Annotated in this window: 23 protein-coding genes, 2 tRNA genes and 3 pseudogenes; 16 read left to right on the plus strand and 12 right to left on the minus strand. The window is 45.4% G+C overall.

Features of this window, described 5'->3' with window-relative positions:
• Positions 1 to 99 precede the first annotated feature (99 nt).
• Both uvrB and DET62_RS10675 read right to left on the minus strand, forming a co-directional pair.
• Entirely contained in the window at positions 100 to 2133 is a 2034-nt protein-coding gene (gene uvrB / locus DET62_RS10670; RefSeq protein ID WP_110013889.1) for an excinuclease ABC subunit UvrB, read from the minus strand.
• Entirely contained in the window at positions 2126 to 3484 is a 1359-nt protein-coding gene (locus tag DET62_RS10675) for an MATE family efflux transporter (RefSeq protein WP_110013890.1), read from the minus strand. The genes uvrB and DET62_RS10675 overlap by 8 nt, the downstream gene beginning before the upstream one ends.
• Before the next feature lie 133 nt (positions 3485 to 3617).
• Between DET62_RS10675 and DET62_RS10680 the strand changes: the two genes are divergently transcribed.
• The 3 genes from DET62_RS10680 (at position 3618) to DET62_RS10690 (ending at position 5699) form a co-directional block, all read left to right on the plus strand.
• Positions 3618 to 4805, plus strand: coding sequence for a pyridoxal phosphate-dependent aminotransferase (locus DET62_RS10680; RefSeq protein WP_110013891.1), 1188 nt, complete (start codon positions 3618 to 3620; stop codon positions 4803 to 4805).
• A 718-nt stretch (positions 4806 to 5523) separates the two neighbouring features.
• Positions 5524 to 5600, plus strand: a tRNA-Asn gene (locus DET62_RS10685).
• Positions 5601 to 5622: 22 nt separating this feature from the next.
• A tRNA-Asn gene (locus DET62_RS10690) sits at positions 5623 to 5699 on the plus strand.
• Between the two features lie 17 nt (positions 5700 to 5716).
• Here the strand turns inward: DET62_RS10690 and DET62_RS10695 are convergent.
• Positions 5717 to 6748, minus strand: coding sequence for a glycosyltransferase family protein (locus tag DET62_RS10695; RefSeq protein ID WP_110013892.1), 1032 nt, complete (start codon positions 6746 to 6748; stop codon positions 5717 to 5719).
• Positions 6745 to 7254: a phosphatase PAP2 family protein gene (locus tag DET62_RS10700; protein ID WP_034821880.1), complete on the minus strand. Its 510-nt coding sequence runs from the start codon at positions 7252 to 7254 to the stop codon at positions 6745 to 6747. Before DET62_RS10700 ends, DET62_RS10695 begins: the two co-directional genes overlap by 4 nt.
• A gap of 194 nt (positions 7255 to 7448) precedes the next feature.
• On the opposite strand from DET62_RS10700, the gene rsxA reads away from it, so the two are divergent.
• The 7 genes from rsxA to nth are packed head-to-tail and all read left to right on the plus strand — an operon-like array spanning position 7449 to position 13308.
• A complete protein-coding gene (rsxA, locus tag DET62_RS10705; protein ID WP_034821882.1) occupies positions 7449 to 8030 on the plus strand; it encodes an electron transport complex subunit RsxA in 582 nt (193 codons plus the stop codon).
• A complete protein-coding gene (gene rsxB, locus DET62_RS10710; RefSeq protein ID WP_034821885.1) occupies positions 8030 to 8611 on the plus strand; it encodes an electron transport complex subunit RsxB in 582 nt (193 codons plus the stop codon). Before rsxA ends, rsxB begins: the two co-directional genes overlap by 1 nt.
• Positions 8608 to 10278 (plus strand): electron transport complex subunit RsxC, encoded by a 1671-nt coding sequence (rsxC, locus tag DET62_RS10715; protein ID WP_110013893.1) that lies wholly within the window; start codon positions 8608 to 8610, stop codon positions 10276 to 10278. Before rsxB ends, rsxC begins: the two co-directional genes overlap by 4 nt.
• Positions 10275 to 11327 carry an electron transport complex subunit RsxD gene (rsxD, locus tag DET62_RS10720; protein ID WP_110013894.1) on the plus strand — a complete coding sequence of 351 codons (1053 nt, stop codon included), beginning with the start codon at positions 10275 to 10277 and terminating at the stop codon, positions 11325 to 11327. Before rsxC ends, rsxD begins: the two co-directional genes overlap by 4 nt.
• Position 11328: 1 nt before the next feature.
• The gene (gene rsxG, locus DET62_RS10725; protein WP_110013895.1) at positions 11329 to 11970 is read left to right on the plus strand and encodes an electron transport complex subunit RsxG; all 642 of its coding nucleotides are present in this window, start codon (positions 11329 to 11331) and stop codon (positions 11968 to 11970) included.
• On the plus strand, positions 11967 to 12647 hold the full coding sequence (locus tag DET62_RS10730; protein ID WP_110013896.1) for an electron transport complex subunit E: 681 nt from the start codon (positions 11967 to 11969) through the stop codon (positions 12645 to 12647). The genes rsxG and DET62_RS10730 overlap by 4 nt, the downstream gene beginning before the upstream one ends.
• Before the next feature lie 25 nt (positions 12648 to 12672).
• Complete coding sequence (gene nth / locus DET62_RS10735; protein WP_110013897.1) at positions 12673 to 13308, plus strand: endonuclease III; 636 nt, start codon at positions 12673 to 12675, stop codon at positions 13306 to 13308.
• Positions 13309 to 13406: 98 nt separating this feature from the next.
• On the opposite strand, the gene DET62_RS10740 is transcribed toward nth, so the two are convergent.
• A complete protein-coding gene (locus DET62_RS10740; protein ID WP_181396969.1) occupies positions 13407 to 17174 on the minus strand; it encodes an SIR2 family protein in 3768 nt (1255 codons plus the stop codon).
• A gap of 214 nt (positions 17175 to 17388) precedes the next feature.
• On the opposite strand from DET62_RS10740, the pseudogene DET62_RS10745 reads away from it, so the two are divergent.
• Positions 17389 to 17664, plus strand: a pseudogene (locus DET62_RS10745) (endonuclease III); the annotation flags it as partial.
• Between the two features lie 5 nt (positions 17665 to 17669).
• Here the strand turns inward: DET62_RS10745 and DET62_RS10750 are convergent.
• Complete coding sequence (locus DET62_RS10750; RefSeq protein WP_011235034.1) at positions 17670 to 18566, minus strand: OmpA family protein; 897 nt, start codon at positions 18564 to 18566, stop codon at positions 17670 to 17672.
• A 128-nt stretch (positions 18567 to 18694) separates the two neighbouring features.
• Between DET62_RS10750 and rnt the strand changes: the two genes are divergently transcribed.
• Complete coding sequence (rnt, locus tag DET62_RS10755; RefSeq protein WP_011235035.1) at positions 18695 to 19342, plus strand: ribonuclease T; 648 nt, start codon at positions 18695 to 18697, stop codon at positions 19340 to 19342.
• A gap of 67 nt (positions 19343 to 19409) precedes the next feature.
• Here the strand turns inward: rnt and DET62_RS10760 are convergent, their stop codons facing one another.
• Together DET62_RS10760 and DET62_RS10765 are read right to left on the minus strand one after the other, a co-directional pair.
• The gene (locus DET62_RS10760) at positions 19410 to 20015 is read right to left on the minus strand and encodes a peroxiredoxin C (RefSeq protein ID WP_011235036.1); all 606 of its coding nucleotides are present in this window, start codon (positions 20013 to 20015) and stop codon (positions 19410 to 19412) included.
• A 159-nt stretch (positions 20016 to 20174) separates the two neighbouring features.
• Positions 20175 to 20513, minus strand: a complete 339-nt coding sequence (locus DET62_RS10765) for a Grx4 family monothiol glutaredoxin (RefSeq protein WP_011235037.1) — start codon at positions 20511 to 20513, stop codon at positions 20175 to 20177.
• 201 nt (positions 20514 to 20714) lie between these two features.
• Between DET62_RS10765 and DET62_RS10770 the strand changes: the two genes are divergently transcribed.
• From DET62_RS10770 to DET62_RS10780, 3 genes are all read left to right on the plus strand, one after another.
• Positions 20715 to 21296 (plus strand): Fe-Mn family superoxide dismutase, encoded by a 582-nt coding sequence (locus DET62_RS10770; RefSeq protein ID WP_034821902.1) that lies wholly within the window; start codon positions 20715 to 20717, stop codon positions 21294 to 21296.
• Between the two features lie 176 nt (positions 21297 to 21472).
• A complete protein-coding gene (locus DET62_RS10775; RefSeq protein WP_110013898.1) occupies positions 21473 to 21715 on the plus strand; it encodes a type II toxin-antitoxin system ParD family antitoxin in 243 nt (80 codons plus the stop codon).
• Positions 21712 to 21876 (plus strand): type II toxin-antitoxin system RelE/ParE family toxin, encoded by a 165-nt coding sequence (locus tag DET62_RS10780; RefSeq protein ID WP_208107586.1) that lies wholly within the window; start codon positions 21712 to 21714, stop codon positions 21874 to 21876. Before DET62_RS10775 ends, DET62_RS10780 begins: the two co-directional genes overlap by 4 nt.
• Before the next feature lie 58 nt (positions 21877 to 21934).
• Here DET62_RS10780 and DET62_RS14620 read toward each other — a convergent pair.
• The 4 genes and pseudogenes from DET62_RS14620 to DET62_RS10795 form a co-directional block, all read right to left on the minus strand.
• Positions 21935 to 22222, minus strand: a pseudogene (locus tag DET62_RS14620) (SMI1/KNR4 family protein); the annotation flags it as partial.
• A gap of 158 nt (positions 22223 to 22380) precedes the next feature.
• Entirely contained in the window at positions 22381 to 23376 is a 996-nt protein-coding gene (locus DET62_RS10785; RefSeq protein WP_110013899.1) for an alpha/beta hydrolase, read from the minus strand.
• Positions 23377 to 23499: 123 nt separating this feature from the next.
• A complete protein-coding gene (gene lepB / locus DET62_RS10790; RefSeq protein ID WP_110013900.1) occupies positions 23500 to 23994 on the minus strand; it encodes a signal peptidase I in 495 nt (164 codons plus the stop codon).
• A 7-nt stretch (positions 23995 to 24001) separates the two neighbouring features.
• Positions 24002 to 24196 carry a hypothetical protein gene (locus DET62_RS10795; protein ID WP_110013901.1) on the minus strand — a complete coding sequence of 65 codons (195 nt, stop codon included), beginning with the start codon at positions 24194 to 24196 and terminating at the stop codon, positions 24002 to 24004.
• A gap of 22 nt (positions 24197 to 24218) precedes the next feature.
• Here DET62_RS10795 and DET62_RS10805 point away from each other — a divergent pair.
• Positions 24219 to 24934: pseudogene (locus tag DET62_RS10805) on the plus strand (IS3 family transposase); the annotation flags it as partial.
• Positions 24935 to 25006 lie beyond the last annotated feature (72 nt).

Genomic DNA, 25006 nt, shown 5'->3' on the forward strand with positions numbered 1-25006 from the left:
AACAATCTCCCACTTCGACTTTTGTTAATTATTGCCGATTAAGATTGTTACAGCCAATTGATAAAAGCGATAACCCTGTTCGTTGCAGGGTATTTATCTTTAAACTGCTCGTTTAAGTTGTTCACGCAGTTCAGCGACTTCATCGCGCAGTTTACCTGCTTGTTCAAACTCAAGATTCTGCGCCGCTTTGTACATCTCTTTCTCTTTAGCGTCGATTTCTTTCATCACCGCTTTCGCGTCTTTGACAACCACAGTCCGGGCATCATACCCGGAGGCGACTTCAGCCAGTGCTTTTTCAGCCTTACTTTTACGAGCTTTAGCGGAACCCTGACCCAGATCCATCACGTCGGTGATGTCTTTATTCAGCCCCTGCGGAGTAATACCGTGCTCTTTGTTGTAAGCAATTTGCTTCTCGCGGCGACGGTCAGTTTCATCCATAGCGCGTTGCATAGAGCCGGTAATACGGTCGGCATATAAAATGGCGCGGCCGTTAACGTTACGTGCGGCACGCCCTATCGTCTGAATTAACGAACGGTCGGAACGTAGAAAGCCTTCTTTATCTGCGTCTAATATCGCGACCAGCGACACTTCCGGCATATCCAGACCTTCCCGCAGCAAGTTAATACCTACCAGCACATCGAACTTACCCAGACGTAAATCGCGGATAATCTCCATACGTTCAACAGTATCAATGTCTGAGTGCAGATAACGCACTTTTATACCGTGTTCATCCAGGTAGTCGGCTAAATCTTCCGACATCTTTTTGGTTAAAGTTGTCGCCAGAACCCGTTCGCCTAACTCTGTCCGTAAACGTATTTCAGACATTAAATCATCCACCTGGGTGGCAACCGGACGCACTTCTATCTGAGGGTCAATCAACCCGGTCGGTCTGACAACCTGCTCAACCACTTCATTACCACTGCGCTCTAATTCATACTTGCCCGGTGTCGCTGACACATATAGGGTTTGTGGCGCTATAGCCTCAAACTCATCAAATTTAAGCGGCCGGTTATCCAGTGCTGAGGGTAAACGGAAACCGTATTCCACCAGATTTTCTTTACGCGAGCGGTCGCCTTTATACATAGCGCCAACCTGCGACACAGTAACGTGTGACTCATCAATGATAAGCAGTGCGTTATCCGGTAAATAGTCCATCAACGTTGGTGGCGGCTCGCCCGGCGCACGACCCGACAGGTAACGTGAGTAGTTTTCAATGCCCGAGCAGTAGCCAAGCTCCAGCATCATTTCAATATCAAATTGCGTACGCTGATTAATCCGCTGCTCTTCTATCAGTTTGTTTTGCTTAAGCAGAATATCGCGGCGATCTTTCAGCTCATCTTTTATCTTATCAATGGCTTTAACCAGCACTTCCCGCGGCGTTACATAATGCGTTTTCGGATAAATAGTGGCACGCGCAACGTCTTTTTCCGTCACCTGCCCGGTTAACGGTTCAAAAAAGCTAATACGATCAACCTCGCTGTCAAACAGCTCCAGACGTACTGCTATTTCTTCCGACTCGGCCGGGAAAATATCAATCACATCGCCACGAACCCGGTACGTACCGCGCTCGAAGGCTGCGTCGTTTCGCTTATACTGCAACTGAGCCAAACGCCGCAGAACGTCACGTTGATCGATAATGTCACCGCAACGCAAATGCAGCATCATTTTCATGTAGGACTCAGGGTCACCCAGACCGTAAATGGCTGATACTGACGCAACCAGAACTACGTCACGGCGTTCCATCAGAGCCTTGGTAGCTGACAAACGCATTTGCTCTATGTGGTCGTTAATTGAGGCGTCTTTCTCAATGAAAGTATCAGTTGTCGGCACATAAGCTTCGGGCTGATAGTAGTCATAGTAAGAGACAAAATATTCCACCGCGTTATTGGGGAAATACTCTTTCATCTCTCCATAAAGCTGCGCCGCCAGGGTTTTATTGTGCGCCAGTATCAACGTAGGTCGCTGCGAGCGTTCAATAACGTTTGCCATGGTAAAGGTTTTACCTGAACCAGTTACCCCCAAAAGCACCTGATGCGCCAAACCGGCGTCCAGATTATCGAGCAGCGACTCAATGGCTTTGGGCTGGTCACCCGCCGGCTTGTATTTAGAAACCAGTTCAAATTTCTTAGCCACGTTCTCTCCTCAACTCGCGTGAAAACCACCAATACGCAATAACAGCAGTAAACAGATTAGCGACCACACCACCAATGAATAAACCGGTTAAGTCAGCGAGTAAACTCCCTAAATATGAGAGTGGTACGAATAAAACAAATAGACGAATGATACTTAACCACAACGCGTTCATTGGCCGGTGCACAGCATTAAAGCTGGAATTGGTCAGTATAATAATGCCCTGTAACCCGTAACCCAACGGCATAATATAAATAAAAAGCTTAACAATGTCCGCAACCGCCTGCTCTTCAGCAAATACCTGAGCTATCCAATGTGCGGTTACCAGCATCAGTAAATAAATGACCGCCTGAATGGCCAGCACGGCTTTTAACGCCGTCCGGTAGGCTTCTTTCACCCGATCAATACGATCCGCACCATAGTTCTGGCTAATTAATGGCGGCAATGACATGGACAACGCCAGTATAATGACGCTGGCCAGTGACTCCAGTCGGGACCCGACACCGAACGCTGCCACGGCCGGAGCTCCGTAAGATGCGACAATAGCAGTCATCACTGACATAGCTAATGGCGTCAGCATATTGGCGCTGGCTGCCGGCATACCTATTTTTAAAATACCGCGGGCTGACTTAACCCATGCTTGAAAAAAAGCTCGTCCACCCGGCGGTTTGGAAGAAACCAACTTGTTTCTGCGCAGCAACCAAAACACTAAAAAGACACCACTAAACCAGGAAATAACACTGGCAAGAGCGGCACCTTCAATTCCCATGGCAGGAATAGGCCCTAGCCCAAAAATTAAAATTGGATCGAAAATGGCGTTCGCCAACCCACCGGAAGCCATAATAAGCGATGGTATTCGTGTGTCACCGGCGGCTCGCAGAACCGCATTCCCAACCATAGGCGTAACCAACATCACGCAGCCCAGATACCAGAGCGTCATATACTCCCGTATCAATGGCATTAGCCGTTCCTGTGCCTGCAATAAACTGAAAACCGGGTCCATCAGCAAATAGCCAATGAGTGCCAATGCAGCAACTAATATGGCGGACACCGAGAGCGCAGAAAAACCGTCAAAATGAGCCTCTTCCGGCCTGTCGGAGCCGTATTTACGGGCAATGACGGCAGATGTTCCTATACCTAAACCTATGGCCAGGCTTATAACGGTGAAAGTAACGGGAAAGGTAAAGCTGACAGCCGCGAGAGGGTCTGTTCCGAGCATACTGATAAAGAAGGTATCGACAACATTGAAGCTAATGAGAGTAGCCACACCGAAAATAACCGGCCAGGTCATTTCCCAGAGTTTTTGTCCTACCGGCGCGCTGATAAGACTTCTTGATGCGTCGGCAGCTGCCATTCAATCCCTCCTCAGTTCGATAGCCGAATAGTGTACATGAGACTGTGCTTTGTGGCTACGGAGAATAGACTTTAGCCACTGCGATCCGTATAGTAATGGGCATTTCAACCCTTGCGAAAAACAGGATCTGAACGTGGATTATCAACTCTCTGATCGTATCAATGCGATTCAACCATCGCCGACTCTGGCGGTTACTCAAAAAGCCAATGAATTACGCCAACAAGGCAAAGATGTTATTGGTCTGGGCGTCGGCGAGCCAGATTTTGATACACCAGATTTTATCAAAGAAGCGGCTATTCAGGCGATTCGCGATGGTAAAACAAAATATACTGCAGTTGATGGCATCGACGAGCTAAAAGATGCGGTCATTAAAAAGCTGGAGCGTGACAATAACCTGAGCTATGAGCGCAAAGAAATTATTGTCTCTGCCGGCGGCAAACACAGTATTTTTAATTTGCTCAGTGCCTGGTTAAACCCGGGTGATGAAGTCATTATCCCCGCTCCTTATTGGGTTTCTTATCCGGATATGACCAAACTGGTTGGCGCAGAGCCCGTTATTGTTAAAGCTGGTATTGATCAGCGTTTTAAGATCACTCCGGAACAACTGCGCGAAGCCTTGACCAATAAAACCCGGTTAATGTTTATTAATAGTCCGTCTAACCCGGCGGGAACTGCATACACAGCAGACGAACTGAAAGCTTTGGCTGAAGTACTGCGTGACTATCCAAAGGTACTTATCGCCACTGACGATATGTATGAACATATCCTCTGGAGTGATTCCGCTTTTGCCAACTTGCCTATGGTGGCTCCGGATCTTAAAGATCGCACCGTTATCCTGACCGGAGTATCCAAAGCTTATGCAATGACAGGCTGGCGTATCGGTTATGCTGCCGGGCCTAAACCTATTATTGCAGCCATGAAAAAAATGCAGTCACAAAGTACTTCAAACCCAACCAGCATTAGTCAGTATGCAGCGGCGGCAGCATTAAATGGTGACCAGAGCTGCATCGACACCATGGTAAGTGCATTTAAAGAGCGTCACGACTACTTGGTAGATGCCTTAAATAGCATAGACGGCGTTAACTGTGTGCCCGGTGACGGTACCTTCTACGCATTCGCGCAGGTTGATGGATTAATGGCTAAAGCTAAGGTAAGTAACGACGTTGAGCTTTGCGAAAAACTGCTAACCGAAGCAAACGTAGCCTTAGTGCCTGGCTCAGCTTTCGGTACCGATGGGTATTGCCGTCTGTCCTTTGCAACCAGTATGGATGTATTAAAAGAAGCGGTTAAGAGAATTAAAGACTTTTCAGAAAGTTTATAAAATAAAGGTTTTGGCGCCATTTCCCCGAATGAGCGCCAAAACCCTATTAATTGAACAGTCATTCCAGCTTAAATCACGCCAATATTGCCCTTTTCTATTTTGATAGTTTTATTACAAATTACTAAAAGTCCACCTCAGATAAAGTCAATTAGATCCCGATCAATTTAATCAATGTCAAGCCCGATCAACCTATTTCCGGAAAGATTTTTTGGCGCGTTTTTTAGTCAAATCCACTAAGAAATACACAAGTTGCTGATTCTTCAGGCATTGGTTGGTGACGGAATCACCAACATGAGTGTTTATTCATCAAAATAACGTAACCTATTGTATTTTATATAAATTAAATCACTGCGTTATTTTTTAACCAGCCCTAGAAATGCCTTCAAACCCGCATCACTCTTACGACTTAACAGAGTTAAACACAAGGTTATCCACAGATTCCGTGGATAAGATCATGTAGCCGTTATCTACTGCGACATTCAGATATCTGTGGATAATGAGATCAGCGATAAACATAGTACTTATGTTATGCCTGAATATTTTACAGTTACTTGACATTGTCATCGACAGCGATTGGCGCCTGTTTTAGCGCTGATATGATTAAAAAAGCTATTTTGTCGACTTTTTCGACAACCGAACCGTTTTCCTTTAAAAACCTTCGCAGAATAGTTGACACCCCTGCGTATGAGCTTTAATATTCGCAGCCGTTGAATGTTGTTCCCCAGTAGCTCAGTTGGTTAGAGCGGTGGACTGTTAATCCATGTGTCGTTGGTTCGAATCCAACCTGGGGAGCCAAACAACATCCAACCTATTCAATTCCCCAGTAGCTCAGTTGGTTAGAGCGGTGGACTGTTAATCCATGTGTCGTTGGTTCGAATCCAACCTGGGGAGCCACATTTAGAGAGAACCGCCTATACGGCGGTTTTTTCGTTTCTGGACCACAGCCCTGCACTCAGTTCAGCAACAGGCTGCTGAGCGCCTTTAGATATCCACTGCGCTAATTCATCTGCAACATTAGGCCAATATAACCGTTGCGGATTACGTTGGGTTAACCAACTATCAATTGATACGCTGTCGATTCGCTTAAGGACATGCGCTAACCCCTGCTCCTGCAGTATCTGCGCATTCCATTTTTGCTCGAACTGACCGGTTAAAGGCTTTACTGCAAGCGCTTTGCCCTGACTCAGCGCCTCGCAACTGGTTTCAAACCCCGCGTTAGACAAAATAGCCGACGCCTTATTGAAGTGAGCGGCAAACTCCGCTCTCGAGGGTGGGTAACACTCAATATGACCTAAAGACTCGCGCTTAGCCAAAGGATGAAAAAAAGAAAACTCGTAATTATCTAAAGGCTGCAATTGCTCAATTACATGCCGAGGGTCTTCAAAGGGTAAATAGACAACCACGCGTTGCATTAAGCCGCCACAGTTATTTTCTTCATGCCTGACCACGGGGGGAATCGCATTTCCGGTTGAAAGCCAGTGCATACCGACAGGCTCTGAACAGGGCGCAAATGAAGATATCAGCTTTTTCTGCCACCAAGATAAGCGTCGGAACAATTCCGGCTCCTGAAACGCATACTGACGACCTAAGCCAATACAGCGCACTCCGGCTTTCTTAGCCGCCCAGGCGGTTACGGGTTCATAATCTGTGATCACTAAATCGTAATTTTTTACCGGTAACTTTTTTACATCCTGCCAAAATTGACTCCAGTCGTTTTTCAGCAACGTCTTACGTCTTCGTAACCGCCCTTTTTCAGTGACAAAAGACAAACCCTGCTGCCATTGATAATCGCCGAAAACGTCCATATCGAATAAACCAGCAACATCACGCCCCGATATCAGGTAATCAATATCAACATTATATTTTGCAAGAGACTTTGCCATGGTGTGACAGCGACTCAGGTGACCATTACCCGTGCCCTGTATACCATAAAGAATTTTCATATAACGAACTCCGATACGACAATAGCCAGCGAAGCGCCGGCAACAATATCGCTGGGGTAATGGACACCAACCACAACTCGGGAGGCACCAATGGCGGCAGCCCAGCCAAAACAGACTAAGCCAAGATTTGGGTAATACTGATAGGTTACTGTAGAAAACAGAACTGCAGCTGCGGTATGGCCGGAAGGAAAACTGAATTTATCACTGGCGACAACCAAAGCAGCAAAGGATAAATTTAACTCACTGGGTCGCTGGCGCCGAAAACTGTTTTTCATTATCCAGTAAGCCGGTAGCTCAAGTGCAAAGGCAAGTAACAGATGGGCAAAATAGTCGTCGCCGGATTCGTCCAGAAGCCAGGCCATTAGGGCAATAACCAGGTAACCGTAACCGTCACCACTGCGCGATGTCAGCAGTGCAATTTGTCCGGGCAAATCCTTAGCCCGCAAACCAGAAAACAAACAATAACAATAGCGATCAAAACGTTGTAAATAACTGATTAGTACCATGTGGTTTAGAACCCATTTTGGCTTCAGTTGTAGCTACCTTGCCAAGCCTTTATGACACTAAATGAGCAGTTTCGTGAAGAAAGTATGACAATGCACAAATTTTCTCCAAAACACATGCCCTCTGTCTGTTGTTTATGGCAGCCAAAACACCGATAATATGCGGTCTTTGTTAAACACAGTATCCGGAAAGGTAAATGACCGATTACTTACTGCTACTGATAGGCACCGTGCTGGTTAATAACTTTGTACTGGTGAAGTTCCTGGGGTTGTGCCCCTTTATGGGCGTTTCCGGCAAGCTGGACACGGCAATAGGCATGTCAGCAGCGACCACCTTTGTGTTGACTCTGGCCTCGGTCTGTAGCTATCTGGTAAATCAATACCTGCTTGAGCCGCTCGACTTAATGTCGCTGCAAACGCTCAGCTTTATCCTGGTTATTGCAGTGGTCGTGCAATTTACAGAAATGGTGGTACACAAAACCAGCCCAACGCTGTATCGGTTACTGGGTATTTTCCTGCCACTTATTACCACCAACTGCGCTGTATTAGGTGTGGCTTTACTTAACGTCAACGAACAACACAACTTTGTGCAGTCTATTGTTTATGGCTTAGGAGCCGCTATTGGTTTCTCGCTGGTACTTATTTTATTCTCAGCTCTGCGTGAGCGCTTAGCTGCCGCCGACGTCCCGGTAGCGTTTAAAGGTTCAGCTATTGCGATGATAACCGCAGGGCTTATGTCTCTTGCCTTTATGGGCTTTAGCGGATTGGTGAGCAGTTAATGAGTTTATTCGGAGCAGTTATCGCGCTGGGTATATTAGCGCTGATATTCGGAGTGATTCTTGGCTTTGCCGCGGTTAAGTTCCGCGTCGAGAGCGATCCTATTGTCGACCAAATTGATGAAATTCTGCCACAAACGCAATGTGGCCAATGCGGTTACCCCGGTTGCCGCCCCTACGCACAAGCCATTGCCGACGGCGACGACATTAACAAATGCCCGCCGGGCGGCGAAGCGACCATAAAACAGTTAGCCGATTTAATGGGCGTAGAAGCCAAGCCGCTGGATGATGCTCATGGCGAAGAAGACGTAAAAAAAGTCGCGGTTATCCGCGAAGACGAATGCATTGGTTGTACTAAGTGTATTCAAGCCTGTCCGGTCGATGCCATTTTAGGTGCAGCAAAACAAATGCACACGGTTATCGAACATGAATGTACCGGCTGCGACCTTTGTGTTGAACCTTGTCCGGTCGACTGTATCGACATGGTAAAAGTAAAAGCAAAACCCGAAACCTGGCAGTGGGATTTGGATACCGTGAAAGAAAACATCAAAGCCAATAGCATTCCGGTTAAGGTGGTGGAATGAGTGACGTGCAGGCAAACAAACATGACTTTAGCGCCAATGTGATAGGTCACTTCCCGGGCGGTGTTCATCCTCCTGAGCGTAAGCAGCCGGCCAGCAGCCAGCCCATTCGCAAGCTTACATTACCGCACGAGCTGATTTTGCCGGTACGCCAGCACATTGGGCCTTCTGGTAAGGTTTTGGTTAAGGTCGGCGAGCGCGTTGATAAAGGTCAGCGTTTAACTGAAGCCGGGTTAAGCCAAGGGTTACCCTTGCACGCTCCAACGTCCGGCACCATTGCCTCCATTGAAGAACGCCCTACGGCACATGCATCGGGCTTGCCGGAACAGGCTATTGTCATTCACCCGGACGGCGAAGACCGCTGGGGCAATAAGCACGCACTGCCCGATTATCATGACATTGAAATTTCACGCTTACTGGAGCTGATTCAGGAAGCCGGTATTGCCGGTTTAGGTGGTGCAGGTTTCCCTACCGCTCAAAAGCTGGCACAGCAAAAGCCTCTGAAACACCTTATTATAAATGGGGTTGAGTGCGAACCTTACATTGCCGCAGACGATCGCTTAATGCAGGAACACGCCGATGACATTATTGCCGGCATTCGCATTTTACAGTACATCACCCGTTGCAACTCGGTTCTGCTAGCTATTGAAGATAATAAGCCTGAGGCCATAAAGGCCATGGCAGAAGCCATTGACGACAACCCGCAAATACAGCTTAAAGTCGTGCCCACCAAGTACCCTTCGGGCGGTGAAAAGCAACTGATTGAGCTGCTCACAGGGCATCAGGTGCCCAGTGGCAAGTTGCCTATGGATATTGGCCTGCTGATGCAAAACGTCGGCACGGCCTATGCGGTTAAACGGGCGATTATTCATGGTGAGCCTTTATTAGAGCGCGTGGTTACGCTGACCGGTGAGTCTCTTAAACAGCGGGGGAACGTGTGGGCCTTATTAGGAACACCAATTCAGCATTTGCTGGATGAGTCAGGTTTTACTCCGGAGAAAAAGCAACGCATTATTATGGGCGGGCCAATGATGGGCTTCACCCTGCCGATTACGGAAGTGCCGGTCATAAAAACCACTAACTGTGTTCTGGCGCCTACGGAGAAGGAACTGCCCTCTCCCGGACCTGAACTGGCCTGTATTCGATGCGGCGCCTGTGCCGACGCCTGCCCGGCAACATTGCAGCCGCAGCAGTTGCAATGGTTGGCCAAAGCCAAAGACTACGAGTCGCTGGAAAAACACAACTTGTTCGACTGCATTGAATGCGGTGCCTGCGCTTATGTCTGCCCCAGCGAAATACCACTAGTGCACTACTACCGTAAGGCCAAAGCCGAAGTGCGTAATATTGCCCGGGAAAAAGCTAAGGCGGAACAAGCCCGTAAACGTTTCGAAGCAAGACAGGAACGGCTGGAGCGTGAAAAAGAAGAACGCTTAGAGCGTCACAGAAAAGCCGCCGAAGAGCGCAAGAAAATGCAGCAGGAAATGCAACAAGAAGCGCAGCAGAAAAACAGCGACGAACCTGGAAGTAAAGCGGAAGAAGGCACTGAGAAACCGGCCGGTAAGTCAGCGGCGGTTGCAGCCGCTATTGCCCGCGCTAAAGCTAAAAAGGCCGCTCAGGCTGCTAAAGAAAGCCCGGAAGAAAGCAACTCAGCCAAAGGAAGTGAGTCATGAGTTTCAGAATTGCATCGTCACCCCATGGGCATAACCAGCGCAGCACCAGCGAGATGATGCGCTGGGTTTGTTATGCACTGGTTCCCGGCGTACTGCTGCACAGCTACTTTTTCGGCTCCGGTATCTGGTTTCAAATTCTTCTGGCCGTGGTTACTGCAATTGCCGCCGAAATGGCCTGCACCGTAGCCCGGGAGCGTCCGGCATTTTCAGCCTTGCGCGACAATACGGCCATAGTTACCGCCGTTTTACTGGCAATTAGCATTCCTTCATTAGCGCCCTGGTGGATCATCGTTATAGGGACGTTATTCGCCATTGTCGTGGTCAAACATGTTTATGGTGGCATGGGGCAAAACTTATTTAACCCGGCCATGGCTGGTTATGTGCTTCTGCTGGTGTCATTCCCGGTACAAATGACCAACTGGTTACCGGTTTCAGCTATTAGTGAGCATTCGCTTAACTTATGGCAAACGTTGCACACCATATTGTTTGAATACACGCCAGCAGGCTACAGCGTTGAGCAGCTCCGTTCCGGTATCGATGGCGTCACCATGGCAACCCCTCTCGACAGTATAAAAACCGGACTGACTCAGGGTTATACACTAACTGAAATTTATCAGCGCCCAGAATTCAGTTACTTTGCCGGTGCTGGCTGGCAGTGGATAAACCTGGGCTTTTTCGTCGGTGGGTTACTCTTAATTCAGCAACGTATTATCAGCTGGCACATTCCACTCGGCTTTCTTGGTGGTCTTTGTATACCCGCATTTATCGCGCATATTTTCGCCCCGGACCTGATGCCCGGACCTATCGTTCACGCCTTAAGCGGAGCAACAATGTTAGGTGCCTTCTTTATTGCCACTGATCCGGTATCTGCGGCTACCTCTAATCGTGGACGGGTTATATTTGGCTTGCTTATTGGCTTCTTAATTTTTGTTATTCGCAGCTGGGGCGGCTACCCGGATGCAGTCGCCTTTGCGGTGTTGCTTGCCAATATGTGCGTACCGCTTATAGACCGTTACACGCGGCCTGTTGTATACGGACACGGAGACTGAAATGACGCTGAACAGTATGCAAAAAAACGGTTTATTGTTGGCGGCATTCGCAGTTGTTGCCACGTCTCTGGTTATTGGTGTGCAGGTGCTGACCGAAGACAAAATTGCCATGCAGCAACAACGGCAGGTATTGCGCACGTTGAACCAACTGATACCACCAACCATGCACGACAACGACTTGTATCAGTCCTGTCGTTTACTGGAGAACCCGGCATTAGGCAGCAGCAAGCCGCAACCCTTATATCGTGCATGGGTTAACGAAGAGCCAACCGCGCTGGCAGCCGAAGTTATTGCACCCGACGGCTACTCCGGCGCCATTCGTTTATTAGTGGCCATTAAACCCGGCGGTGAAGTCCTGGGCGTAAGAACTCTGCGTCATCAGGAAACTCCCGGCTTGGGCGATAAAATTGAAGTTGAAAAAAGCGACTGGATAAAAAGCTTCGCTGAGAAGCAAGTTCGCGGCGCAGACGATGACCGCTGGGCGGTGCAACGCGACGGCGGTATGTTTGACCAGTTTACCGGCGCCACCATAACACCCCGCGCCGTGGTTTCTGCAGTAAAACGTGCGACTTTAGAACTTCAGCAACAGGCCGACGTTTTATTTAATGCCGAGTTACCTCACTGTCAGGAGGTTCAGGAATGAATGAATACAAACATTTAACCAAGCAAGGCTTATGGGACAACAACCCAGCACTGGTGCAGCTGTTAGGTTTATGCCCTCTATTGGCGGTTACCGCTTCGGTAACCAATGCTCTGGGTCTTGGACTCGCCACCTTGTTTGTTCTGGTTGGTTCTAACGTTACCGTGTCTCTGGTACGCGACTTTGTGCCATCGGAAATTCGTATTCCGGTCTTTGTTATGGTTATCGCCACTTTTGTCACCATTATTCAATTACTGATGAACGCCTACGTCTTTCAGCTGTACCAGTCGTTGGGTATTTTCATTCCTCTCATTGTTACCAACTGTGCCATTATTGGCCGCGCAGAAGCCTACGCCTCGAAAAACCCATGGCAACGCGCCGCCTTCGACGGATTGGCAATGGGCGCAGGCTTTGCCTTAGTACTGGTAGTGCTGGGCGCAATGCGCGAAATTATCGGTAACGGCACGCTTTTTAATGGCGCAGAACTCTTGTTAGGTGACTGGGCTGCACAGTTGCGCATTGAGCTATTTACGGTGAATTACCCATTATTACTGGCGATACTGCCACCCGGAGCCTTTATTGGTATGGGCTTTATTATTGCGTTGAAAAATAAAATAGATGCAGTACGCAGCGCCCGCGCTGAAAAGAAAACCGTTACCCGTGCACGGGTTACTGCCTGAAAAATATAACAACAAATGACTTATTATGAATAAAACCAAGCGTTACGAAATTTTAAGCCGACTACGGGACAACAACCCCAACCCAACCACAGAACTGGAATATGACTCACCTTTTCAGTTACTGATTGCGGTCTTGTTATCCGCTCAAGCAACCGACGTTGGGGTTAATAAAGCCACTCGTAAACTCTTTCCCGCAGCGCCTACCGCGGAAACAATGCTGGCGCTGGGTGTGAATGGCATAAAAGAATACATAAAAACCATCGGCCTGTTTAATTCCAAAGCCGAAAACGCTTACAAAACCTGCAAAATTCTGGTTGAAGAATATGGCGGCGAAGTACCGGAAGACAGAGCTGCGCTGGAAGCCCTGCCCGGTGTTGGTCGTAAAACCGCAAACGTGGTGTTAAATACCGCTTTTGGCTGGCCGACTATTGCCGTAGACACGCACATATTTCGCGTGTCTAACCGCACAAAACTGGCACCGGGGAAAAATGTCAAAGAAGTAGAAGAAAAGCTGATAAAAGTGGTGCCGGCTGAGTTTAAAGTCGACGTGCACCACTGGTTAATTCTGCATGGCCGTTACACCTGCATAGCCCGAAAACCACGTTGTGGTTCCTGCGTTATTGAAGACCTCTGTGAGTTTAAAGAAAAAACCAGCGATTGAGCTTTCTCGCTAAGTTTTGCGTAAGGTTTTACGGGAGCGTAAACATAGCCTTCAATCTTTTTTATTATCCAGATCAAGTTCCTTTATTAAGCTTTGTCTTAGCTAAAAGGATTCAAGCTTGTGCCATACTTTTTCTTAATAAACTTAATTTGCTTATCTATCAGTGGAGAAATGTCAGGGTTTCCGGGTAACAGATAATCCTCAGGTCTATAACGTCCTAAGGTGGGTTGTTTCAATAATAGGAACCGATGTTGCCAGTAACGATAATAGTGCTTTTCCGTCAATTCTAACCCTTGCTCATAGACAGTTTCAAATTCTTGTCTGCCTATACACTTTAGAAATTTAGCGTAAAAATAAAGGGCCTGTGCGTAATAGAACTTGATATGGTTTAAGTCCCTCAATGCTGATTGATAGTAGTCAATCGCTTTGTCCTTCAATTCGGTATCATTTTCCTCAAACTGTAACTTATGCTCACATGCGAATGCGTACATAAGCTTTTTTAATCCTCGTGTATAAGGATTTACATTCACTAACTTATCAATAAATTCATAACTCACATAAAAATCGCGAGACTTTATGTAAGTTAAACTCACCCGTTCTAAATGTTGATTCTCATGCAGCCCCTCAATGATTTCATCTATTTGATTAAGGTTTATACCATCATTTAAATACCTTTGCGCCTCGAAGTAATCTTCGTCTGCGCAAACTAAACTCAGTAAAGGCTTTAAATTCATTCCGGTTTGAACATTCGCTGTAACCAGAGAAATAAAACTATACGAATCGAACTTTATATCGTGAAAAACTCTATTAAGAGCTTCACCTTCCATAGTATATAAATGCTGGGCATTACGGTAAATAATGCTTTCCAGAACCCGACCTTTAATCGGTTTTCCCGATAAGTCCGTTAGTAAATCACTTGAAATTAGAGTTTTTAGCTGATTATAAGCCGTATCAAAATCGCCTTTATAATACATAGCGGAAACTTCGATAAGTTGCCATGCTAATAGCAGCTGCTCTCTATTTTTTTCGGTTATGAGGTGTTCAATGTCTATTTCCTTAAGAACAGACAAAAATTCCGATACTAAACTTAAACTACTCGAGTATGCGCCAATTAAATCTACCATTTTAAGGTAATCTTCTAGCTCATTTTCATTTCTTAAAACATTTTCCCTAGTGCCATACGAAATTGAAGCTAACATATTATTAAATAGTGATGAAAATATAAAAATAGCTTTTTTATTTGTGTCATTAAGGTCACGAACGAACTTCATCAGTTGCTGGTTATAGCGAAGCGACTGCCTAAAGAGTTCCAGTTTGTCTTCTTTTAATGTGTGTTGCTCAAATTGAAAATGGGCAAAACGTTGAATGACCGATTGGAGAGTGTAGAAACCGTTGTACTCTTCGACTAACGATTTATTAGATAGAACAGTAATATCTTTGTCACTAATCGGCTTTTTATTTCTATTTTCCTTTTGGTCTTTTTTGGTATTTTTACTTTCTGCTACTAAACGTTTAAAGCTATCTAGATCTATGCCATCGGGAAATAAAGAAAATGATTCAAAAGTGCGTCTTTGACTCTCACTAAGGGTTTGATAAGAATAAAGAATGGAAACGTACAACGATTCCTGACGATTAATGTTAGCATCAACTTCATTATCAAACATCAAAGTTAAATCTTCTTCCTTAACTTTACCAAAAAAATCCTCTTCTAACTCTTGTCGCAATTCTTTTAATCTTTTGCCTTTAGGCATGCCATCACATATTAGCTTAATTGCTAGTGGGTTATTGTTAAGTAGCGGCTCTAAAATTTTTCTCCGCGCAAATTCCTGCTCTTCATCACTAAGGTAACTGTCTTTGGTTAAGTGATTAAATAAAGCTAGCGCTTCCTCAGATTCCATTTGCCTAAATGGGAGAATATCCTCCCACTCTGTATTGATACTTTCCCTTGAGGTCACCAGTACATTGGAATATATCAAAGTCCGTGATAGAAGCCCCTTGACTTGATCGACGATTTGCCTATTTTTGCTTTTATCTGCTTTTTTTAAATACAAGAGACTTTCTAAGTTATCAAAAATCAACAAACGGCTACGCTGATCGTGATGCTTTCCTAAATATCCAAATAGATCATCCGCAGTACGCAAATTGAAGGCTTCGGCTATATGCATTTCGAGCTGATTAGTACTAGATATATTTTCACAGTCAATAAAGTATACACCGGCATCAAACCACCCGCGGTTGGCTAATTCCAATGCCACTTTTTTTGCTATCGTAGTTTTCCCAAGCCCCCCGCTCCCTTTGATAGTTAATAGCCTTTGACCATTGGCCGCCTTAATAAGCTTTTGACTAATATCCGCCAGATCAGATAAGCGCCCGATAAAACCTTGTAGTTCAATCGGACTAATATCTCTGGGCAATATAGGCTGATGACTTAACCAACACTGGCGATTTTCAGGGTTGAGTGATTTTAATAAATCGCCGCTGATCCGCACCGACTGAATTTCTTTTTTACCAACAAAGTGCTTATCATCTGGCTTCTTAAATAATTGGTGTGTTAATTTATCTAGAATTTTCAAGTAGTTTCCCTGCTTGTTCAAAAGTGGCAATACAAGCAAAGGAAAATCTACTTTTTCTAATTCTTTCTCACTTAGTAAATCGTCAGTTATTAAAACTGTCAATTTACCGTTAATAGGTAGATTATCTTCCAATTCATTAATAGCTAAATAATCACTGCAAGCGTTATCATCCTCAATCAACAACCCATTACTCGTTTTCTTGCATAGTAAGAATAGAATGGAATAATCATCAGCCTCCATTAAATTTCTCTCAGTAAAAGCTTGCTGATAAATAGGGTATTTAAACTTTTTAAGCTTTGCGATGATATTTGAATCATCTATTGGTTTATCTAAAGGAGATGCAGTAAAAAGGCCTATTTTATCGTGTTTTTTTGGTTGATTTTTTGATTTTTGGAGTGACTCGTCGGCTTTTAGAGATACATTTTCCTGCTCATATTGAGTTTTACATTCAACTAATTGTTGTACAATATCAATAAGCGGTTGACCAAACTCACTAAAAGAAATAGTTTTAATATCAATACCTGATAATTTATCATCAATTGTCTGTTTGTCCTTTTCTCTTACCAACGCGTAGTGAGGGCCTGTATTACCATCAAACAGTTCGTTTTGCTCAACTAGTTCGGCTAGTAACTCTACGTCATCTAAAGAACAACCGATAAACAGAATTATCTTGGTACTAATCAACTCTCTAAACTTAGTAAGAGCTGCTTTATAGTGTTTTTCAGCATCTTCTTGGTATAAACGATGATATGATTGCGGAGTAAGCACCATGTGCTTTGGATGCTCGATTTTACCATGCAGGTGCCAAAGCATTTCTTTATTACTCACTCTTGCAAACTCTGCGAGCTGCTCATGATTAGAATTATCAAAAGCACATAAATTAGCAGATTCTTCGTGAGCCCATTCAAGAACCTTATCGTAGTTTAAAGTGACAACTCTATTACTCAATTTCCAAATAGCCTTTGGTAAGGCTTTACAGCTATCATCTAAATTTTTGAAATCGATAGAAAACTGGGAGTTAAGAAAATCAAACCAACGTCGGCCTGATAGAAGTTCTTGAGCTTCTTGAGCAGCTCGTTGTAGTTTTTCTCTTTTTACTTGTAACTCAACAACTTCACTGTCTTTCCCTTCTAATTCATCTGCGGCATTACAAAGCAAGTCAGACCAAGAAGGAAATGCTTTACTTCCTTTTTTCGTTTTAACTGACATTGAAACGCCTGCACCAATCAAAGGGATAACCTCTCTATTAGCTAAGGACTTTCTCAGAAAATCAGGTAATTCGATATCGTTCACAAAATATCCTTATTGAAAAATATTTACTTGACAATATGTCACGCTAAAGCCTTTTTTATCAACTCTTTAAATGGAATTTTTTGGCGCTCGGTTTTTTGCTTATACTAAAAAAAAGTATTGCATTAAAATGCAGTTTAAATTAGATACACGTAAAATTGCAGTTGTTTTTCTGGGTGACCCAATTAAAAATAAGTCATTCGGGGTAGTCTGGACAACCGCAAACGTGGTCTTAAATACCGCCTTCGGCTGGCCGACTATTGCCGTAGACACGCACATATTCCGCGTGTCTAACCGCACCAAACTGGCACCGGGAAAAAACGTCAAAGAAGTAGAAGAAAAACTGATAAAAGTGGTACCGGCTGAGTTTAAGGTCGATGTGCACCACTGGTTAATTTTGCACGGCCGTTACACCTGCATAGCCCGCAAGCCACGTTGTGGTTCCTGCGTTATTGAAGACTTGTGCGAGTTTAAAGAAAAAACCAGCGATTGAGCTTATTACAGCTCAATCGACGACGGTTTTGTCAGTTGCACAATAACGCGGCGGTTAATCTGACGGTTTATCTCATTGTCATTGGATTTAACCGGACGATCTTCACCGTGAGCAACGGTTTTAATCCGCTCGGCGTCTATGCCACGCTCAACAAAAAACTGCTGAATTTCTTTCGCGCGCTGTTCGGTTAATTCCTGGTTCGGCCCACGCGCACCAAGCGAGTCAGTATAGGCATCCACCAGAACCAGTTCCAGCTCATTATCCACCTGAAGATAGTCGCTAATCTGTTTAAGCTTTCGCTGCGAGGACAAAGTCAGCTTTTCGCTGTCGGCTTCATGATTCAGCACCGTGTACGCAATATCATCAAAGCTGAAAGGCAATAACGCATTTACGCAGCTCATAAAGTCATCATAAGTACGACGAAAATTCACCGACGACAAAGACACTGCCACCTGATCACGGTTGTTGTACCAGTCATCATAGAAAAACGTGGGATACCGCCCTTTCTCCAGCTCGCTTAACAAAGTCCATGCCAGTTGTTTTTGCAGCTCACCATCAAACTGCTTATACAGTTGCATATTACCAATGCGGTAACTGGACTCACCGGGCTGCCAGCGCGGCGGCACCGACTCAATAGCAGACACACCATAGCTGTCCGGTAACTTCTGCATCTCCATTTTCATGCGCAAATTGAGCTCTTTGCTGGCTTCACTTTGAAACCGCACCTTACCGTAACGAGGAATTTCATGTTCCATCTCACAGGCTAAGCGGTTCTTTTCACTGATCTGCCAGGCGGAGTTATCCAGGTTTGCACTGTAGTGCCTGACTGAGTTTGCTTGTGCCTGCCCGCTTAATAGCAGCAGCGAGGCTGAAACAGCAGTCAACATCGGCCAATTTTTCATAAGCGCCCCTGATTTATTTCTGATACGTCTGTTATCGGCAAGCATTGCGGTTGCTTTAGTATTTCTGCAAGCAGAACTCCGTTATCTTTGGCATAATGGCGTTACGTTTTATTCACTACGGAAATTCTATGTCAGACAGCTCTAACTCGCTTATGAAACAACGTTTTCGCGGCTACATGCCGGTAGTCGTCGATGTCGAAACAGCGGGGTTTAACGCAAAAACCGATGCGTTACTGGAAATAGCTGCAGTCTTGCTGGATTTCGATGACGACGGAATACTCAAGCCGGTCGATTCGGTTCATTACCACGTAAAGCCCTTCGAAGGCGCCAACATTGAACAGGCAGCTATCGACTTTAACGGCATTGATCCGCACTGCCCCTTGCGCGGCGCCGTAGAGGAAGGTGAAGCGCTGCGTGAGCTTTTCAAGCCTATACGAAAAGCGCAGAAAGCTGCAGGTTGTCAGCGGAGTGTTTTAGTGGGACATAACTCAAACTTTGATCACGGCTTTATGATGGCCGCCGCTGAGCGTGCCAATTTAAAACGTAACCCGTTTCATCCTTTTGTCAGTTTTGATACAACGTCGCTTGCGGCAATGACCTTAGGGCAAACTGTACTGATTAAAGCATGCCAGGCAGCCGGTATTGAGTTTGACAGCAAACAAGCACACTCAGCCTTGTATGACACCGAACGCACCGCAGAGCTCTATTGCTGGATGATTAACCGCTGGAAGGAATTGGGTGGCTGGCCGCCGGAATCGCGGCAGGATAAAAGTTAACTTTACACACGAAATTCAGACATAAAAAAGCCGCTCAAACGAGCGGCTTTCTCAATTCAGTAAACGCTTACAGTTTGTCAGCGTTTTTAGACAAGTAAGAAGCAACGCCTTCTGCGTTTTCTTTCATGCCTTCTTTACCTTCTTCCCAGCCTGCTGGGCAAACTTCACCGTGCTTCTCGTGGAAGTTCAGTGCGTCAACCATACGCAGCATCTCGTCGATGTTACGGCCTAATGGCAAGTCGTTAACTACCTGGTGACGAACCATGCCTTCTTCATCAATTAAGAATGAACCACGGAACGCAACGCCAGCTTGTGGGTGTTCAACGTCGTACGCTTTACAAATGCTGTGACGAACGTCAGCAACCAACGGGTATTTCACCTGACCAATACCACCAGCGTCGGTTGACGTATTACGCCATGCGCTGTGAGTAAACTGAGAGTCAATTGATACACCGATGACTTCTACGCCACGTTTTTTGAATTCGTCTAAACGTTTGTCAAAAGCAATTAGCTCTGAAGGACATACGAAAGTGAAGTCCAACGGATAGAAGAAAACCACTGCTTTTTTGCCTTTGATGGCATCAGACAGTTTGAAATCTTCAACAATTTCACCTGAACCTAATACTGCTGCTGCAGTAAAATCAGGTGCCTTACGACCTACTAATACAGACATCGATTCTCTCCATTTAATGTTGAGTGTGTTAAATCTTCACCTGTAGTGATGGGGATGCCTCAACGAAAAAACAAGGTCACTCACGACATTCACTACAGACTGTCTACTATTTGCTTAAATTCTATTCAGCTAAAGATTATTTACCCCGCTGAAGGCTCTTTACTCAGCCGAAGGCTCCGGATGACGCTCTGCAACTTCAGAAACCAATTCTTGCAGTTCGCCGTTCTGGAACATTTCCATAATAATATCACAACCGCCGACCAGTTCACCCTCAACCCAAAGCTGCGGGAAAGTCGGCCAGTTTGCGTATTTAGGCAGTTCTGCACGGATATCCGGATTTTGCAGGATATCGACGTAAGCAAACGCCTGCCCACAGCCCATTAAGGCTTGTGATGCTTGTGAAGAGAAACCACAGCTAGGCAACTTCGGAGAGCCTTTCATGTACAACAGGATTGGGTTTTCTTCGATTTGCTGCTTAATTCTGTCAACCGTTTCCATAACACCTCTGCTTAATATAATGGTTGATTAAAACACTCAGGTATTTTAACACAGCCTATAAAGTTTTGTCCTAAATTGGAAGATTTCCTTGAAAAGCAATCCAGTCAGCCCTATATATCGTAAGGTATAACAAGAAAGAACCTGCACAAGTTAACGTGCAGGTCGCACATTTGCACTCATAAAGAACGGAGAGAAAAAATTATGGCATTTGAACTACCGGCTCTTCCATACGAGAAAAACGCTCTGGCACCGCACATTTCAGAAGAAACTCTGGAATACCATTATGGTAAGCATCACGCGACTTACGTGAGCAAACTGAACGATGCGGTTAAAGGTACCGACCTTGAAAGCAAGTCTCTGGAAGACATCATCAAGTCTGAAAAAGGCGGCCTGTTCAACAACGCTGCACAGGTATGGAACCACACGTTCTACTGGAACTGCTTAAGCCCGAACGGCGGCGGTGAACCAACTGGCCCAGTAGCTGAAGCTATTAACAAAAAGTTTGGCTCTTTCGAGAAATTTAAAGAAGAGTTCAACGCAAGCGCTGCCGGCAACTTCGGTTCTGGCTGGACATGGCTGGTGAAAAAATCTGACGGTTCTGTTGATTTGTTCAACACTGACGACGCAGATACCCCAGTCGCGCACGATGGCGTAGAGCCACTGTTAACTGTTGATGTGTGGGAACACGCTTACTACATCGACTACCGTAACTCTCGTCCTAACTACTTAGAAGCTTTCTGGAAGCTGGTAAACTGGGACTTCGTGAACAAGAACTTTGCTTAAGGCAAACTTGTGAATGATTAAGGAAGGCGCCGTTTGGCGCCTTTTTTGTTGGTTGTTAAATACCTTTCCAGCGTTTTCCCGTTACGAATACCGCTTGAATCACTTGTTATGCACCACTTGCTACAAATGCAAGTTAATACCATAATTAGGTATTATTCGGTATTAAGGAGATCGAAATGGCTAAAAATACCAGTATTACTCTCGGCGAACATTTTGATGGTTTCATCACTAGCCAGATTCGAAGTGGCCGCTACGGCTCGGCAAGTGAAGTGATTCGCTCAGCTCTACGTTTACTCGAAACACAAGAAACGAAAATGAACACTTTACGACAGCTTCTTGTTGATGGCGAAGCAAGTGGCATGGCTGATTATGACCTCGATTCATTTATCAATGAACTAGATAACGAAGAGAGAAAATGAAACCTTTCCAGCTGACCAATAAGGCAAAGTCCGATTTAAAAGAAATAGCCTTATTCACCTTCCATAGATGGGGTCGCGAACAACGAAATGTTTACCTAAAGCAGTTCGATGAGTCCTTTTGGTTATTAGCTGAAAATCGAGCCAAGACTCACCCGCAATGATATCCGAGTCATTAACACTCTCGGCATCCCGCCAAAAAAGCGATTCCTTAAAAGTACTAAAGGATTTCCATTTTCGTACAACATTTCTATCATCATCAATCTCCACCACTTCGTATGAGATGGAGCTACTATTGAGACAAAATAAATTATGCCAGTCGCCATAGAAGGGAATTAAGCGGTCATCTACATCCCTCTCAGCTCTTTTATCCAATGATTCTTCGACTTCGTGAAGGCTCCAGAAACAAAAGCCCAGCCACTCATCGCCACTAGCCGTTCGTATAGAATTAAATAGCTCGTTTGGGTTTTGACTGTCCAAAAACTCCACTAGCTCTATAGGTAAACTCATAGTTTTAACACCGCATTAGCCGTCGCGCAAAGTTGATTCCTTGATTAGGCTCTTTCCCCATACTCATCCATGGCGGCGGTTTGGAGTATATCGGTACAGCAGAAAAAACAACCTTCCGCTGCATCATTAAAAGATCGTTAGCTTTTTAAGTTTAGCGACTAAAATATCTTGTCCAAATGCTCACGATAACGGTCAAACGCTTCAAACTGCGGCATATGGCCAAGGCCTTCCAGCTCATACAAATGACCATCGGGAATCTGCTCTACCACAGTTTCGCCTAGTTGGTCGTAGCGGCCCAGCTGATAATCAACGCCTTCTTTTTTCCAACCACGCCCGGGTCCGGTGGTGTCCCGGGTTCCCAGAATTAGATGCGTTGGTACCGTTAATTGGTCAAACTCGTTAGATACATTACCGGTAAAAATCATGTCGTACGTCAGCGCGTTATTCCAGGCTACCAGATCCCAGTCATCGCCGTTTATCCAGCCTTCGTGAATTTTAATTAACGCTTCGTAATCCTCTGACCATTTACCGTCATAGTAATTTTTCTTCTGATAGGTCCGGACTTTATCAATGGTTTTGCCCTGCTCTTTCTCATAAAAGAAGGCAGGATCTTTGTATTGCACATAACGCAAATAGTCTTCCAGGCCTACCGGGTTAACCAACACCAGCTTTTCAACCATATCGGCATGGTTTAAAGCAAAGCGAGTAGCGAGCATACCGCCCATGGAATGACCCATAACAATCACTTTGTCCAGGCCCTGCGACGCCAATAAGCCTTTCGTATTATTGGCTAAAGCTTCAAAAGAAAACTGATAATGTTCCGGTTTGGAGGACTTACCAAAACCGATTTGGTCCGGCATAAGTACCCCGTAGCCTTTGTCGTGAAGATAGTTAGCGGTCTTTTCCCAGTAATCGGCTGCGAAATTCTTTCCATGCAGCAGCAATACGGTCGGCTGACCTTCTTCCGCGGGTAAGTGCATGTAAGCCATTTCCAGTTTCTGTCGCTGGCTGTCAAATTCAAAGGTATGAACTTCAAAAGGGTAAGAATAACCACTCAAGCGAGCGTCGTATTTCGGGGCATGGTCGTCAGCAGAAGCCGACGCTGTCAGCCCGAACAGAAAAACGGTAAACACGGTATAAATCCAGGTACGCATGTGCAAGTCCTTAGTTTAACTTATAGTCGTTACTATCTCGGTCAGCATTTAGACACGATAGTTCCTTTCGACGACATCTGCAAAACTCAAGAGTACACTCTAGGCTAGCCGGATAGGTTGGTATCAGAGATCACCTTCAACTTTATTGAGTATCAAGCTGCGATGGATAATACCAAGTTCAAAACGACTATCGTTGGCATTAACCGTGTTATCACCAAGAAGGAAATATTCTTCCTCGCCTGTTGTATATAAGCTATTAGAATATTTTTTACGTTTTATAACAGCACTAGCTGGCAAGTACTGCACTCCAGACTCAATCAGCTTTTCTGGTAGCTTTACTTTCTCATCATCTATATAGACACCATCTTCTTCGAGCTGAATCGTTTCATTAGGAAGACCTACGATTCTAAAAACCAAAAGATTAAATTGTTGAGGATTTTTCACGGCAACCACATCCCAGCGGCTGGGTTCATAGCCGAAAGACGAAAGAATCCCTATTTCAACTGTCTGTCCGGCTTTTATTGTCGGCTCCATTGAGGAACCATTTTGAACGAATTCACGGCTAAAAGCAGATACACTGAACAATATCGTAATTATTAAAAAAACATTTTTTCTCATCTTTAAGCTACTTAATAACTGTTATATTTTTGCTTTCAATAATTGGTGAAAACGACTCAACCAGCTGTTCGTTAAGACCTTCTATTTCCTGAATATTCTCCAACTTATCTAAGTCGCTTAATGACGACACCTCAAAACGATCATCTTCTCCATCCCAGAAGGGTTCTACCCAGATTTTACGGACACATCCATAAAGAGGCATAATATGCCAATAAGGAGTGTTCATGACCAAACGAAGAAAATACAGTACGGAATTTAAACGAGAAGCCGTTGAGCAGACACGACAGCCCGGCGTCAGTTGTCGACAGGTCGCATTGGAGATTGGTGTTAACCCTAATATGCTCTCCCGATGGAAACGTGAATTAGAAGAAGCGCCGGGCAATGCTCACAAAGGCTCAGGAACGCCGCGAGATGAAGAGGTTGCCCGGCTTAAGCGCGAATTGGCCCGGATAAAAAAGGAGCGTGATTTTTTGCGCGAAGCGGCAACGTTCTTCGCAAAAGAGTCGTCCTGAGATATCAGGCGATCGAACGTTGCCGCAAACTGTTTCCGATACGCTTAATGTGCCGCTGTATGAAAGTCTCAGCCAGTGGCTATTATGATTGGGTAAATCGCCAACCGTCGCGTCGTGCCGTTGATAATGAACGATTGCTGACGCGTATTAAAGAGATCCATGAGGATAGTGGCGGTATCATTGGTGCGTCACGCATGCATGAGGATCTCAAAGAAGAAAAGGAAACAGCCAGTCTGAACCGTGTTGCCCGATTAATGGCGCAGCATGGGCTACAAGGCTGGCCGCGTAAAAAAGGGCGTGGGCGGAAAGCGCCGTCTCAGCGCCCGGATGGTATTAAAAACCACCTGGGACGAGACTTCAAAGCCTTTGAGCCCAATACCAAGTGGGTGACTGACATAACCGAAAGTGTGCCCGGAACTCAGGGCGAACATGGACGTTCAAAGTGAGTCACGAACTGATTTAAAATCTGCTAATACTCTGGCGGGAGCCCGAAGTGTTAG

This window comes from Idiomarina sp. H2, from assembly GCF_004364275.1.
Lineage (GTDB): Bacteria > Pseudomonadota > Gammaproteobacteria > Enterobacterales > Alteromonadaceae > Idiomarina > Idiomarina loihiensis.

What these genes read in the sequence shown, in the direction of transcription:
- rsxG (WP_110013895.1), top strand. Translation starts at nt 11,329, where the DNA reads ATGACGCTGAACAGTATGCAAAAAAACGGTTTATTGTTGGCGGCATTC.
- DET62_RS10780 (WP_208107586.1), top strand. Translation starts at nt 21,712, where the DNA reads ATGAAACCTTTCCAGCTGACCAATAAGGCAAAGTCCGATTTAAAAGAA.
- DET62_RS10785 (WP_110013899.1), bottom strand. Translation starts at nt 23,376, where the DNA reads ATGCGTACCTGGATTTATACCGTGTTTACCGTTTTTCTGTTCGGGCTG.
- DET62_RS10770 (WP_034821902.1), top strand. Translation starts at nt 20,715, where the DNA reads ATGGCATTTGAACTACCGGCTCTTCCATACGAGAAAAACGCTCTGGCA.
- DET62_RS10750 (WP_011235034.1), bottom strand. Translation starts at nt 18,566, where the DNA reads ATGAAAAATTGGCCGATGTTGACTGCTGTTTCAGCCTCGCTGCTGCTA.
- DET62_RS10775 (WP_110013898.1), top strand. Translation starts at nt 21,473, where the DNA reads ATGGCTAAAAATACCAGTATTACTCTCGGCGAACATTTTGATGGTTTC.
- DET62_RS10700 (WP_034821880.1), bottom strand. Translation starts at nt 7,254, where the DNA reads ATGGTACTAATCAGTTATTTACAACGTTTTGATCGCTATTGTTATTGT.
- DET62_RS10795 (WP_110013901.1), bottom strand. Translation starts at nt 24,196, where the DNA reads ATGCCTCTTTATGGATGTGTCCGTAAAATCTGGGTAGAACCCTTCTGG.
- rsxC (WP_110013893.1), top strand. Translation starts at nt 8,608, where the DNA reads ATGAGTGACGTGCAGGCAAACAAACATGACTTTAGCGCCAATGTGATA.
- rsxD (WP_110013894.1), top strand. Translation starts at nt 10,275, where the DNA reads ATGAGTTTCAGAATTGCATCGTCACCCCATGGGCATAACCAGCGCAGC.
- rnt (WP_011235035.1), top strand. Translation starts at nt 18,695, where the DNA reads ATGTCAGACAGCTCTAACTCGCTTATGAAACAACGTTTTCGCGGCTAC.
- DET62_RS10765 (WP_011235037.1), bottom strand. Translation starts at nt 20,513, where the DNA reads ATGGAAACGGTTGACAGAATTAAGCAGCAAATCGAAGAAAACCCAATC.
- nth (WP_110013897.1), top strand. Translation starts at nt 12,673, where the DNA reads ATGAATAAAACCAAGCGTTACGAAATTTTAAGCCGACTACGGGACAAC.
- DET62_RS10675 (WP_110013890.1), bottom strand. Translation starts at nt 3,484, where the DNA reads ATGGCAGCTGCCGACGCATCAAGAAGTCTTATCAGCGCGCCGGTAGGA.
- DET62_RS10760 (WP_011235036.1), bottom strand. Translation starts at nt 20,015, where the DNA reads ATGTCTGTATTAGTAGGTCGTAAGGCACCTGATTTTACTGCAGCAGCA.
- lepB (WP_110013900.1), bottom strand. Translation starts at nt 23,994, where the DNA reads ATGAGAAAAAATGTTTTTTTAATAATTACGATATTGTTCAGTGTATCT.
- rsxB (WP_034821885.1), top strand. Translation starts at nt 8,030, where the DNA reads ATGAGTTTATTCGGAGCAGTTATCGCGCTGGGTATATTAGCGCTGATA.
- DET62_RS10730 (WP_110013896.1), top strand. Translation starts at nt 11,967, where the DNA reads ATGAATGAATACAAACATTTAACCAAGCAAGGCTTATGGGACAACAAC.
- rsxA (WP_034821882.1), top strand. Translation starts at nt 7,449, where the DNA reads ATGACCGATTACTTACTGCTACTGATAGGCACCGTGCTGGTTAATAAC.
- DET62_RS10695 (WP_110013892.1), bottom strand. Translation starts at nt 6,748, where the DNA reads ATGAAAATTCTTTATGGTATACAGGGCACGGGTAATGGTCACCTGAGT.